Source organism: Pseudomonas sp. FG6, from assembly GCF_057809015.1.
This window is the reverse complement of sequence record NZ_JBMDJD010000002.1, coordinates 232,878-245,992: the sequence shown is the minus strand read 5'-3', so window position 1 is coordinate 245,992 and position 13,115 is coordinate 232,878. Positions and strand designations below refer to the sequence as shown.

Here is a 13,115-nt window from a genome sequence, read left to right as displayed (position 1 = left end):
GGAGCGGATATGGAATCAGTGGCGGCGGAAGGATTGGTGGTGCGGCCCTCGCGGGTCAGCGATGGGCCCTTTTTGCAGAGCCTGTACCAGGCGGCGCGACCGGATCTGCAATGGATCGACGGTGAGCATGAACACGTACAGCAAGTGATTGCGCAGCAATTCCAGGTGCAGGAACAAGGGTTGGGTGAAAACTTTCCCAACGCCATGCATTACGTCGTGGAAAAACTCGGCACGGCCATCGGCGCCCTGAGCACCGACTTTGGCCCCAATGAAATCCGTGTGCTGTACCTGGCCTTCATCCCCCCGGCCCGTGGGCAGGGTTATGGCCGGGCGGTGCTGCAAGGGGTACAGAAAGCCGCGCAACAGATTCGTTGCCCGGTGGCGACCGTGGTCTGGAACAGCAACCCCCATGCGCGCCAGCATTACCTGGCGCTGGGCTTCGAAGTGCAGGAGCGCAACCCGGCGGCGGAGCGGTTGGTGTGGTATCCGAAAGGCGCCTGAGCGGCGCCTGTTTTGGGAGGGACACCATACAGAAACTGTGGGAGCGAGCTTGCTCGCGATGCAGTGTGTCAGCCCCTGATGACTCACCTGACACACCGCCTCCCGAAAAGCCACGCAACAAATACATCTGTGATGTAGGAAAAGGTTCGTCTCGACCTGGGACGTTTCCTATTCGCTGCAAATGCCCCCCGCGCCGGGATTGCCCTCAATCAACGGCGCATCGTCTTATTCATCGCTCCCGGGACAGGGCAATGCGGTCCATAGCCCTGCGGACGACGTCCTTTAACAGGAGCTATGAAAATGACTGCACCCTTGCTGCCCCTCTACACCAACGAAGCCTCCCCTGAGTACCTGAGCCACCTCGACGATCTCCACTTTGAGCCGGATCGGTTGGAAGGTTGCGTCGAAGAAGTCGCGACATTGCTTAGACAACAACAGGCTTACGTCAAAGCCCATCCGCCACGCGGTATTTACCGACTGGCCGCCGAGGGCAGCCAGACCCGTGACGGCGGAACGATCCAGCAAGGTTCATCGCCGTTTGAATTCACGCTGGACGGCCGCACGCTACGCGCCGCCCAGAAAGGCGATCACGTGGTGTATGCCGATGGCAGCACGGCGCGGATCGTCACCGGGGCCGGTGAAAGCAACAGCGATGTGGCACTGGTCGGCAGCCGTCTTAGCAATGGCGACGAAATCATCAATACGCCCCAAGACATAGTGTTTTTCATCGCCCGGAAAGGCGTGTCGAAGGCAGAAGATTTTTTACCCACCCTCAGGCAAGAAGACCCTGACCTCCTGCCGTCGGATGACACGAAGGAGAAAATCCAATGAGCGTGGGTTATTACATCGGCCTGGGCGATGGCACCACATGCGGTGGAAAGGTGTTGGACGGCGACCCAAGGGTCAACCTGTACGGTTTGCTCCATGCCTGCGAAGGCGACCGCGTCTCTTGTGGAAAGGATGGTAAAACGTATCGGATCATCGGCGGGATTTCGAACGCAATCAGCCACGGTCGACACATGGCCGGGACGCTGGATAGTCACAGTGGTTGTCCTTGTCGCGCCCAGCTGATTCCTTCGGTATTTACCGCGACCTACAGAAACGCACCCTCTGCGCCACAAACGAGCAGCAGAACCACTCAACTGGAATCGCCTACGCGAACCAGCCGTCCGAGGGTATCGCAAAATTCCGGTTTCGCTCCGTCCTCTATTCCGCCACCGACGTCCACCCGCATAGATCCCCAGGAACCGGGCTTCTATATCGTGCCTAAAAGCGTGACCCGCGAGGCGCTGGAAGCCATGCTGTTCCCGTCAACCGACCCGGTGGTAATGCGCAAATTCCGCGCGCTGAATCCTCATCGCGATGTCGTCAAGGCCGGGTCGATGATCGTGCTGAGCGATCCGAACAATTACCGGTGCACCCGTGAAGAAGCACAGGTGATGGCCGCAGCGGAAACGGTGAATGCCGCCCTCGACGACCTCACCGCAGAGCAAGCCGACTTCATGCACCGCCATGCGGCGGAGATCGCCAGCTTCACCGGCCAGACCTCAACTTGGTTGGGAGTAAGCGCAGCGGTGATGGAAAAGCACCTGACCAACCTCCGCGATACTCTGCAAGCCATGGAGCGTTTGCATCAGGATAGCTATCGGCAGCACGGGCATCTCAAATCGGCGCAGTTCTTCACCGAACGCAAGCTTCTGCTCGCCCAACTTGATGCGCACTTGCTCAACTCCACCCGCCTGCGCGGCCATACGACGCTGGGCGACCATCCCAAGCTGAAAACCGCCTTGGGCATCTCCAGCCGTAGCTTGGTGTACCGCTGGGACAAGGCCGGTGCGCCGGGGCAGATTCCCGGATATGCCACGCATGTCGACTCCATCAGCCGTGCTGCCAAATACATGCAGGCCGGTGGTTACATAGGGATCGGCATTGGCGGTGTGTCCTCATTAGCAGCAATACAGGAGGTCTGTAACGGAGGTTCTGAGGCAGCTTGCGAGAGGGTTAAATTCACTGAAGGAGGGAAATTCGGCCTGTCCACCGTTGGTGGTGCTTGGGGTGGGAGAATAGGCTTATCAGTCAGTGGTCCGCTCTGCTTAGCGCTGGGTGTCTCTACTGGTATCGGTGGTGTCATTTGTGTTGCGGCCGTGGTGGGTGTTGGTGCTTGGGCGGGTACAACTGTTGGAAGTAGCGGAGGTGAAAAGATTGGGGACGTTATGTACGAGATAGTCTTGCCATGACGCTGGAGGAGTTCTGGGACTCTTCGCTGTCGGACTGGATTGTGTTGGCGATGATCCCGTTGAACCTTGCCTGTTTGATATTCAGCCTCTACCTAATTCGCCATCATTTGGATGCCATGATGGAAGCCTTGAAAAACAGCCGTTTCATATACCTTTGGGGCCCCGCTTGGCGGAGTCGAGGCTGCTTTGGGGGATTTGTACTGCTAAGTAAAATTGCCGGGATGATGTTATTTCCAAACGCGTATATCCGCATTGGGGATGTCGACCCGGTTGATGTCAAAAATTTCCCGCCTTACCTGAAACGTCTTCTCATTATTGATAAAACGTTGATGGTCGTTACTTTGGGGTGGATGGGAGTTGTAGTTGCGCTGATCAAGCTCACATAACTCGATAATGCGGTATAGACCAAGCCTCCTCACGCCATCAAACATTCAAATCAAGAGATCGCACCTCTCGGCAGCCCCTACGCAATGTCTGTAGGAGCTGCCGAAGGCTGCGATCTTCTGATCCTTTTCCCCTGCCAAACCCTCGGAAATTTCCTTCAACACGCCGGGCTGTTCATGAACTAGGCAGTGCTTTCGAGCGCCGCTAACCTCTGTGCGTCATCGCAAAAAACGGTGATACGGACGTGCAAGTCCGGACTGGTACGCAATTGGTTATGGCTATTGACCGAGCATTTTTTTATGCTCGCGTCCGTTATGGCAATTGTGCGTGGGAGACCTTCGGGTCTGCCGGCGGTACCGGACCGGTCTTGCACACCTACGTACAGTTGCCACCTCTTCGAATGCAAGCGAAAGGATGTCGACCCCAATTCTGGTACATGAATATGGTCAAGCCTTCACCGAATCCTCCACAAAACGGCCACAAATCCCGCGCCGAAGCGCAGGAAGCCAAAAAGCTCGAAGACGCCGCCACCCGCGCCCTCGATTACTACCTCAACCCCAAGCCCGCATCACCAGAACCTGACAGCACACAGCTGTTCATCGTCGCCCCCCACATCGACACCGAAACGCTGCTCGCCAACGCCTCCGAAGACCTGCTCTCCATCAGCACCATCGCCGCCGACCTGGCTGACGACGTGGATGACTCACGCCGCTGCGTCGCCCTGGCGATCAGCCGCATGGCGGATGGGGTTCAGTTGTTGGTCGAGCGGGCGCTGGATCATCTAGAAGCGAAGGCGATCGCGGCGAACAACGCCAAGGCGTAGCACGCGAAAGCGCCGGAGGGCCGGAGGACCGCAGCCCTCCGGCGAGCCATCAGTTACGGGACGGGAACAGGCCATTCAGGGCGATGCTGAAGTTGATCGCCAGGAACGGGTTCATGACCGCCATCGGCAAGCCGTTGCCCGTGGCCGCGACCGTGCCGCTGACGGAGGTGGTCACGCCCTTGAGCGGTATCGGTGAGGCGCCTTGCTGGTCGGAATAGATCGCCGCCGCGCCCGGCCCGGTGCCCGAAGTACCGATGAATGAGTTGGTGGCCGTGGGTGTGCTCACCGGATTGTTGGCCGGGTTGGCCAGTTGCAGGTTGGTCGAGGCGGTGATGCCCGTGAGGGCGTGGGTGTGGTTTGGCAGGTTGTTCAGCGTCGCGGTGACGCTTTCCGTGCCGGCGACTTCGCCGATGACCCTTGGGGTCAGGCCCAGGCCGTTGCCTTGTCCGATGGGCATGCGGCCTTGCAGGTTGGGGAGCATGAAGTTGCTCGTGCCGTTGCCTCCGTAATAGGTGCCGAGCAAGGAGAAAAGCGCCTGGTACTGGGAGATGCTGAGCGTTTGCCCGTAGCACGATGCCCAACCCGAGGGTGGGAAGTTGAAGGCGAACGGTTGGATGGTGCCCATGAATACTTCCATAGATATCTCTTCCTTCTGGTGATTGGTCTTGGCGGTCTGACGGCGTTCCGGTCACTCAATTGAATGCGATATAGAAATAGCCCAGCGCAGGATCCCGGCCCATGGGCGGTATCCTCGATACGAAAACCTCTTCGAGCGTGCCCAGTTCCGGCACCTCCAGCGAACACAATCCATCCACGAATTCGGTGGGTTGCAGGCTGTTGAATTCCACGCAGAACGGCATGCGTTCGCTGTGGGGCATCTTCGCCCGTGGCGTTTCGTCCAGGGTTTCGATGCGCACGGGCAAGCGGCTGCCGTCGGGCAGGGTCAGGCTGTGGGTCTGGCCCAGCAGTGCCTGGAAATGGTGGCTGTTAACCTGTTGCAGCATAACGACACTCCAAAGCGCCAAAGGGGCGCAGCCCTCCGGTGGGCCATCAGTTACGGGACGGGAAGAGACCTTCCAGCGCGATGCTGAAGTTGATCGCCAGGAACGGGTTCATGACCGCCATTGGAAAGCCGTTACCCGTGGCTGCGACCGTGCCGCTGACAGAGGTGGTCACGCCCTTGAGGGGTATCGGTGAGGCGCCTAGCTGGTCGGAATAGATCGCCGCTGCACCCGGTCCGGTGCCTGAGGTGCCGATGAACGAGTTGGTGGCCGTGGGGGTGGTCACCGGGTTGTTGGCCGGGTTGGCCAATTGCAGGGCGGTCGAGGCAGTGATACCCGTGAGGGCGTGGGTGTGGTTCGGCAGGTTGTTCAGCGTTGCGGTGACGTTTTCCGTGCCGGAAACTTCACCGATGGTCCGTGGGGTCAGGCCCAGGCCGTTGCCTTGCCCTATGAGCAGGCGGCCTTGCAGGTTGGGCAGCACGAAGTTGCTCGTGCCATTGCCGCCGTAGATCGTGCCGAGCAAGGCGAAAAGTGCGTTGTACTGGGCAATGGAGATTGTCTGCCCGTTGCACAACGTCCACCCCCGGGGCGCAAATTGGAAAGCGAACGCTTGGATCGTGCCCATGAATACTTCCATAGCTTCCTCATCCTTCAGATTATTGGTCTTTTGATCGGCGATGCCGCTGGGGCAAAGGGATGAGGCTGCGATCAGTCCGACATCGTCATCCCTGGCCTGGCCACGCATGGCTGAGCGTAGACGGGGATGTGGCACTTTGCCGTGCAAGAAGGGCGGAAAAATATTGCGAATCGGCTTAAACGATTCACTTCCGGTGTACGGCCCTACCGTCCATCTTTTTTCCAGATTGAGGGCGATTTGATATCAAAGTACTACTAGGCGGCTTTTATTTCCTCGGCTACGCTCTAGGCTACAAAAGGACTACAAACGGTGAAGGGATTGTCACAGTTCCACTTTATCTCCGGTTTACCGCGCTCGGGCTCGACCCTGCTTTCTGCCATTTTGTTGCAGAATCCGCGCTTCCACGCCGGCATGACCAGCCCGGTCGGTTCGTTGTTCAGTGGCGTCCTGCAGCAATGCAGCGCCGGCAGCGAGTTCGGCTCGGTGATCGACACCGACCAGCGTCGCCGCCTGCTGCGCGGTCTGTTCGATTCCTACTACGCCGACAAAGTCGACAAGCCCGTCATCTTCGACACCAATCGCCAGTGGTGCGCCCGCCTGCCGGCGCTCCAGGACCTGTTTCCCCAAGCCAAGACCATCGCCTGCGTGCGCAACGTCGCCTGGATACTCGACAGCCTGGAGCGGCTCTATCGCGCCAATCCATTCGAGAACACCAAGCTGTTCAATGACGATGACGAACGCAACACCGTCTACAGCCGCTGTGAAACCCTGGCCCAGCGCAACCGCCTGGTGGGGTTTGCCTGGACGGCGCTCAAGGAAGCCTATTACGGCGAGAACGCCGAGTCGCTGCTGATCGTCGACTACGACCTGCTGAGCCAGGCCCCGGAGCGGGTCATGCGGCTGGTGTACGAGTTCATCGGCGAGCCCTGGTTCGAACACGATTTCAATCACTTGACCTACGACGCACCGGCCTTCGACCAGGCCCTGGGCGTTGCCGGCCTGCACAAGGTCAAGCCCAAGGTCGCGCCGCAAGCCCGGCGGACCCTGTTGCCGCCGGACCTGTTCGAGAAATATGCCGAGTTGTCGTTCTGGCGCGATGGCTCTGCCAGCGCCGCCAATGTCATACGTATGAAAACCGACGCCGCCGTCATCTGACTGCGGTTTTCTTTCATTTGCGTGTCCAAAGAAGTTCGAGTCCGGGTGATCGTCATGTGGTGGAGCAAAGGTAAATCGCGGGTAACCGAGGGCGCACAGGCCCTGGCATCGCCAATGATCATGTCCCTGGAACCGCGAATGCTGTTCGACGGTGCCGTGGCCACCACCGTGGCCGATGCCGCGCAACCGGACGCCCACCCGACCGCCGATGCGGCCAAGACGCCGACGGCGGACCAGCCGTCCGACACCCATGCCCCCCAGGGCCAGACCGATGCCACCCAGGCGGCGGTGCCCGGCAAGTCGGTGGTGTTCGTCGACTCCCGCGTGAAGGATGCCGGCAGCCTGCTCGAAGGTGTGGCGCCTGGCACCGAGGTCGTGAAACTGGACGCCACCAAGGACGGCCTGCAGCAGATCGCCGATTACCTGGACAGCCACCAGGGCGTCAGCTCGGTGCAGATCATCGCCCACGGCAATGCTGGCGATTTGTGGCTGGGCAACAGCTACCTGTCGGCGGACAACGTCCAGGCCCGCAGCGAAGTGCTGGCGCAGATCGGCCAGGACATGAACGTCGGTGGCGATATCCTGATCTACGGCTGCTACACCGCCGAAGGCGACCGTGGCATGAGCCTGGTGGGTTCCCTGGCCGAACTGACCGGCCGCGACGTAGCGGCGTCCAACGACCGCACGGGCGTGGGCGGCGACTGGGACCTGGAAATTGCCACCGGCAGCATCGAAAGTGCCAACGTGCTCTCGACCAAAGCCATGAGCGAGTACCAATGGGGCCTGGCCACCTGGACCGCCACCAACAACTTCGACTCGGGCGTAGGGTCCCTGCGCGCTGCCCTGACCTCGGCGCAGAACGGTGACATCGTCACTTTCAGCTCCGGCATGACCGTCGCGCTGACCCAGGTGCTGGTGGTCAACCGGAACATCACGATCGATGGCGACCTCAATAACGACAACGTGGCCGACGTTACCCTGGACGGGCAGTTCCGTACCCAGGTCCTCAGTGTCACGTCCGGTACGACGGCCACCCTCGATGGCCTGGTGATTACTCGCGGTATGACGGCGGGCAACGGCGCCAACGGTGGCGACGATGCGCAGGTGGCCAGAGGCGGCGGGATCTACAACGCCGGCACGTTGACGATGAGGAACGTCACGGTCACTGCCAACGCCGCGTCCGGCGGTGGTGGCGGTGGTGGCGTAACACCCACCTATGCCGGCGGTGCCGGTGGCGGCGGCGGTGCGATCACCGGGGGAACTGGCGGTCGTGGTGGCGATACCCTCGGCTCCACGGGCTCTGCCGGTTCGTCGGGCCAGGGCGGTGCGGGTGGAGGCTACTCCAACATGGGCGGGCGCGGCGGTTCCACTGTGGGTGGGGCAGGCGGTTCGGCATATCCCGGCTACAGCACCGGTTCGGCCGGCGGCACGGCGGCCAGCGCTGGCTTGTCCATCGGCGGCGGTGGCGGCGGTGACGGCTACAACGACATCGGCGGTGCCGGTGGCGGGGCGGTCGGCGGTATCTTCAACGACACCACCGGGACCCTGCGGATCATCGGCAACTCGGTGATTTCCAACAACGTCGGTGCGGGCGGCGGCGGTGGCGGCGGCGGTGCGGGCGGTGGCTATACCATGACGGGCGGCGCCGGTGGCGTCGGCGTCGGCGCGATCTGGAACAAAGGCGCGATCCTGATGACCGCGGCCAACTTCGCCGCCCTGTCGGGCAACGTCGGCGGCAGTGGCGTCGGCGGCAACAGCGCTGGGACCGCAGGCGTCTCGCCAGCGTCCGTGGCCAATATCTACGGCGACGGCGGCACCCTCAACACCAACTATGTGCCGGACGTGACGCCACCGACCGCGACGGTCGTGGTGGCCAACACCAGCCTGAACTCCGGCGGGACGTCGCTGGTCACCATCACCTTCTCCGAAGCCGTGACCGGCCTCACGGCGAGCGACCTGACGGTGCAGAACGGTACCGTCGGCACCTTGAGCAGCAGCGACGGCGGTATCACCTGGACCGGCACGCTGACTGCCGCCAGCAACATCGCCGACACCACCAACATCATCACCCTGGACAACACCGGTGTGGTCGACCTGGCCGGCAATGCCGGGGTGGGCACCACCGACTCGAACAACTACGTCGTCAACGACACCGTGGCGCCCACGGCCACGATCGTGGTGGCCGACACCGCCTTGAGGATTGGCGAGACTTCGCAGGTGACCATCACGTTCAGCGAAGCCGTGAGTGGTTTCACCACGGCCGACCTGACCGTCGCCAACGGCTCACTCAGTGGCCTGAGCAGCAGCGATGGCGGTATCACCTGGACGGCAACTCTGACACCGGACGCCAGTGTCAGCGACACCACCAACCTGGTTGTCCTGAACAACACCGGGGTCGCGGACCTGAACGGCAACGCCGGTGTCGGTATCACCAACTCCAACAATTACGCCATCGACACGCAACGCCCGACGGCCACCATCGTGGTGTCTGACAACGCGCTGAGGGTGGGCGAAACATCCTTGGTGACGTTCACGTTCAGCGAGGCGGTGACCGGCTTTACCAACGCCGACCTGACCATTGCCAACGGTACCCTGAGCGCGGTCAGCAGCAGCGACGGCGGCGTGACCTGGACCGCAACGTTCACGCCGAGCGCCAGCGTCAACGACACCACCAACCTGATCACCCTGGACAATACGGGCGTGGCCGATGTGGCCGGCAACGCCGGCAGTGGCACCACCGATTCGAACAACTATGCGATCGACACCGTGCGACCCACCGCGACCATCGTCGTGGCCGACACGGCGCTGAGTATCGGCGAAACGTCCCTGGTGACGATTACCTTCAGCGAGGCGGTGAGCGGTTTCACCAACGCCGACCTGACCATCGCCAACGGCACCTTGAGCGCGGTCAGCAGCAGCGATGGCGGCATCACCTGGACCGCGACGTTCACGCCGAGCGCCAGCGTCGATGACGCCACCAACCTGATCACCCTGACCAACACCGGCGTCGCGGACCTGGCCGGCAACGCCGGCTCGGGTAGCACCAACTCCAACAACTATGCCATCGACACGCAACGCCCCACCGCCACCATCGTGGTGGCTGATGGTGCGCTGAGCATTGGCGAAACGTCTCTGGTGACCATCACCTTCGACGAGGCGGTGACCGGCTTCACCAACGCCGACCTGACCATCGCCAACGGCACCCTGAGCGCGGTCAGCAGCAGCGACGGCGGCATCACCTGGACCGCGACGTTCACGCCGAGCGCCAGCGTCAGCGACGCCACCAACCTGATCACCCTGGACAACACTGGCGTGAGCGATGCGGCGGGCAACGCCGGCAGTGGCACCACCGACTCCAACAACTACGCCATCGACACGGTGCGGCCGACCGCGACCATCGTCGTGGCCGACACGGTCCTGGGGATTGGCCAGACGTCCCAGGTGACCATTACCTTCAGTGAGGCGGTCACCGGCTTCAGCCTGGCCGACCTGACCGCGGCCAACGGCAGCCTGAGCGGGTTGAGCACCAGCGACAACATCACCTACACCGCCACCTTCACCCCGTCGGCCGCCATCAACGATGCCACCAACCTGATCACTCTGGACAACACCGGCGTCACGGACGGGGCGGGCAACACCGGCAGCGGCACCACCGATTCGAACAACTATGCCGTCGACACCCAGCGGCCGACCGCGACCATCGTGGTGGCCGACACGGCCATTGCCGCGGGCGAGACGTCCCTGGTGACCATTACCTTCAGCGAGGCGGTGACGGGCTTCACCAACGCCGACCTGACCATTGCCAACGGCACGTTGAGCGCGGTGAGCAGCAGCGACGGCGGCATCACCTGGACCGCCACCCTGACGCCGACCCTCGGGGTCACCGACACCACTAACGTGATCACTCTGGACAACACCGGTGTCAGCGATGCGGCGGGCAACGCCGGTACTGGCACGACCAACTCCAACAACTACCAGGTGGACACCAACGTGCCGACGGCGACTATCGTCGTCAGCGACAGCGCGTTGAGCATCGGTGAAACGTCGTTGGTCACCATCACGTTCAACGAGGCGGTGACGGGCTTCACCAACGCCGACCTGACCATCGCCAACGGCACCTTGAGCGCGGTCAGCAGCAGCGACGGCGGCATCACCTGGACCGCGACCTTCACGCCGAGCGCCAGTATTTCCGATACCAGCAACGTGATCACCCTGGACAACACCGGCGTGACCAACGTATCGGGCAACGCGGGTGTCGGCACCACCGATTCCAACAACTACGCCATCGACACCGTGCGCCCCACCGCGACCATCGTCGTGGCCGACACGGCCATCGCCGCAGGCGAGACGTCCGTGGTGACCATTACCTTCAGCGAAGCGGTGACGGCGTTCACCACCGCCGACCTGACCGTGGCCAACGGTACGCTCAGCGGCCTGAGCAGCAGCGACGGCGGCATCACCTGGACCGCGACCCTCACACCGTCCGTTGGGGTGACCGACACCAGCAACGTCATCACGCTCAACAGTGGCGGCATCACCGACCTGGCCGGCAACGCCAACGTTGGCACCACCGATTCCAACAACTACGCCATCGACAGCCAGCGTCCAACCGCCACTATCGTGCTCAGCGATTCAACATTGAGGCCGGGCGAAACGGCGTTGGTGACCATCACCTTCTCGGAAGCGGTCACGGGCTTCGACAATTCGGACCTGAGCGTGGCGAACGGCACGCTGAGTGCGGTGAACAGCAGCGATGGCGGTATCACCTGGACCGCGACCTTCACCCCGACCGTGGGCGTGAGCGACGCCACCAACCTGATCGTCCTGGACAACACCGGCGTGAGCGATACGGCCGGCAACAGCGGGACAGGTACGACCAACTCGGCCAACTATGCGGTCGAGACCCGAGTGCCGACGGCCACCGTCGTGGTGGCCGATACGTCCCTTATTGCCGGCGAAACCTCGCTGGTGACCATCACCTTCAGCGAAGCGGTCAGCGGTTTCAACAATGCCGACCTGAGCGTGAGCAACGGTACGTTGAGCAACGTTTCCTCCAGCGATGGCGGCGTGACCTGGACCGCGACGTTCACCCCGGCTACCAGCGTGAGCGACACCAGCAACCTGATCAGCCTGGACACCAGCGGCGTGGTCAACGTGTCGGGTAACAGCGGCGTCGGCGTGGTGGATTCCAACAACTACGCGATCGACACGATTCGCCCAGGCGCCACCATCACCGTGGGCGACACCTCACTGGGCATCGGCCAGACCACCACCGTGACCATCAGCTTCACCGAGGCGGTGACCGGTTTCGACCTGTCCGACCTCAGCGTCGCCAACGGTGTGTTGTCCAACCTGGCCAGCAGCGACGGCGGCCTGACCTGGACGGCGACGCTGACGCCGACCGCCGGGGTCAACGACCCCACCAACCTGATCCTGCTCGACAGCGCGAATGTCCAGGACCTGGCCGGCAACGCCGGGGCGGGTATCGCGATTTCCGCCAACTACGCCCTCGACGCCACCCGGCCGACCGCGACCATCGTGGTGGCCGACCCGAACCTGACGGTGGGCGAGACGACCCAGGTGACCATCACCTTCAGCGAAGCGGTGACGAACTTTGACCTGTCGGACCTCAGCGTCACCAACGGCGAACTGACCAACTTGACCAGCAGTGACGGTGGCAAGACCTGGACGGCGACCTTCACCCCGACCGCCAGTCTCACCGACCCCAGCAACTTCATCGCCCTGGACACCAGCAATGTCAGCGACCTGTCCGGCAACGCCGGGACCGGCGTGGCGGTGTCCAACAACTACGCGATCGACACGGTGGTGCCCAACGACGTGAAGCCGCCGCCGGAGTTCCTGACGACGGATCCGGTCACTGTCACACCATCGCCGGACGTGCCGTTGCAGCCGGTGATCTTTGCTCCGCCGACCGGTGACCTCGGCTCGCCAATAGGCTTCCCGCCGTTGTTCGAGCAGCGGGATCTGGGCGGTGGTATCCGGCCAATTGGGGACATCTTCATCAATCGGGGGGCGCTGGCGCCAAGCTATATCGCCCAGGTATTCGGTAACGACACCGGCGGCGACGGCTCCGGCCAGGGGTTCCTCGGTTTCGGTGGTGGTGATGGCGGGGTGTTCGGCATCAGCACGCTCTCGGGCCTGTTCAACAAGGACACGAGCTCAGAGGGTGAGTCGATGAAGGCCTTCGACAGCCAGTCGATGCAGGGCGGGGATGTGTCCCAGGGCATGCGCGGGATGTTTGGTGCGCCGACCCTGGGCCAGCAACTGCAACACCTCAAGGACACGGAACAGCGTCAGGTCGACAACCTGGCCATGGCTTTACGACAGGTCGGCATCAGTCAGGTGCAGGCCTGAAT

The 13,115-nt window shown here is 62.2% G+C and carries 10 protein-coding genes; 7 read left to right on the top strand and 3 right to left on the bottom strand.

Annotation, left to right across the window (positions count from 1 at the left end):
• The first annotated feature begins 9 nt into the window (after nt 1-9).
• From ACODSJ_RS02400 to ACODSJ_RS02380, 5 genes are all read left to right on the top strand, one after another.
• Nucleotides 10-501, top strand: coding sequence for a GNAT family N-acetyltransferase (locus ACODSJ_RS02400; RefSeq protein ID WP_489100205.1), 492 nt, complete (start codon nt 10-12; stop codon nt 499-501).
• A gap of 300 nt (nt 502-801) precedes the next feature.
• The gene (locus ACODSJ_RS02395; protein WP_489100204.1) at nt 802-1,332 is read left to right on the top strand and encodes a hypothetical protein; all 531 of its coding nucleotides are present in this window, start codon (nt 802-804) and stop codon (nt 1,330-1,332) included.
• The gene (locus ACODSJ_RS02390) at nt 1,329-2,738 is read left to right on the top strand and encodes a PAAR domain-containing protein (protein WP_489100203.1); all 1,410 of its coding nucleotides are present in this window, start codon (nt 1,329-1,331) and stop codon (nt 2,736-2,738) included. Before ACODSJ_RS02395 ends, ACODSJ_RS02390 begins: the two co-directional genes overlap by 4 nt.
• Nucleotides 2,735-3,124, top strand: coding sequence for a hypothetical protein (locus tag ACODSJ_RS02385; RefSeq protein WP_489100202.1), 390 nt, complete (start codon nt 2,735-2,737; stop codon nt 3,122-3,124). Before ACODSJ_RS02390 ends, ACODSJ_RS02385 begins: the two co-directional genes overlap by 4 nt.
• A gap of 440 nt (nt 3,125-3,564) precedes the next feature.
• Nucleotides 3,565-3,945 (top strand): DUF6124 family protein, encoded by a 381-nt coding sequence (locus tag ACODSJ_RS02380; RefSeq protein WP_489100201.1) that lies wholly within the window; start codon nt 3,565-3,567, stop codon nt 3,943-3,945.
• A gap of 49 nt (nt 3,946-3,994) precedes the next feature.
• Here ACODSJ_RS02380 and ACODSJ_RS02375 read toward each other — a convergent pair whose 3' ends face one another.
• The 3 genes from ACODSJ_RS02375 to ACODSJ_RS02365 are packed head-to-tail and all read right to left on the bottom strand — an operon-like array spanning nt 3,995 to nt 5,583.
• A complete protein-coding gene (locus ACODSJ_RS02375) occupies nt 3,995-4,582 on the bottom strand; it encodes a phage tail protein (protein ID WP_489100200.1) in 588 nt (195 codons plus the stop codon).
• 55 nt (nt 4,583-4,637) lie between these two features.
• Nucleotides 4,638-4,949 carry a DUF6916 family protein gene (locus tag ACODSJ_RS02370; RefSeq protein WP_489100199.1) on the bottom strand — a complete coding sequence of 104 codons (312 nt, stop codon included), beginning with the start codon at nt 4,947-4,949 and terminating at the stop codon, nt 4,638-4,640.
• Nucleotides 4,950-4,995: 46 nt separating this feature from the next.
• Entirely contained in the window at nt 4,996-5,583 is a 588-nt protein-coding gene (locus ACODSJ_RS02365) for a phage tail protein (RefSeq protein WP_489100198.1), read from the bottom strand.
• A gap of 309 nt (nt 5,584-5,892) precedes the next feature.
• Between ACODSJ_RS02365 and ACODSJ_RS02360 the strand changes: the two genes are divergently transcribed.
• Nucleotides 5,893-6,738 (top strand): sulfotransferase family protein, encoded by an 846-nt coding sequence (locus ACODSJ_RS02360; protein ID WP_489100197.1) that lies wholly within the window; start codon nt 5,893-5,895, stop codon nt 6,736-6,738.
• Between the two features lie 54 nt (nt 6,739-6,792).
• The gene (locus tag ACODSJ_RS02355; RefSeq protein ID WP_489100196.1) at nt 6,793-13,113 is read left to right on the top strand and encodes an Ig-like domain-containing protein; all 6,321 of its coding nucleotides are present in this window, start codon (nt 6,793-6,795) and stop codon (nt 13,111-13,113) included.
• Nucleotides 13,114-13,115: the final 2 nt, after the last annotated feature.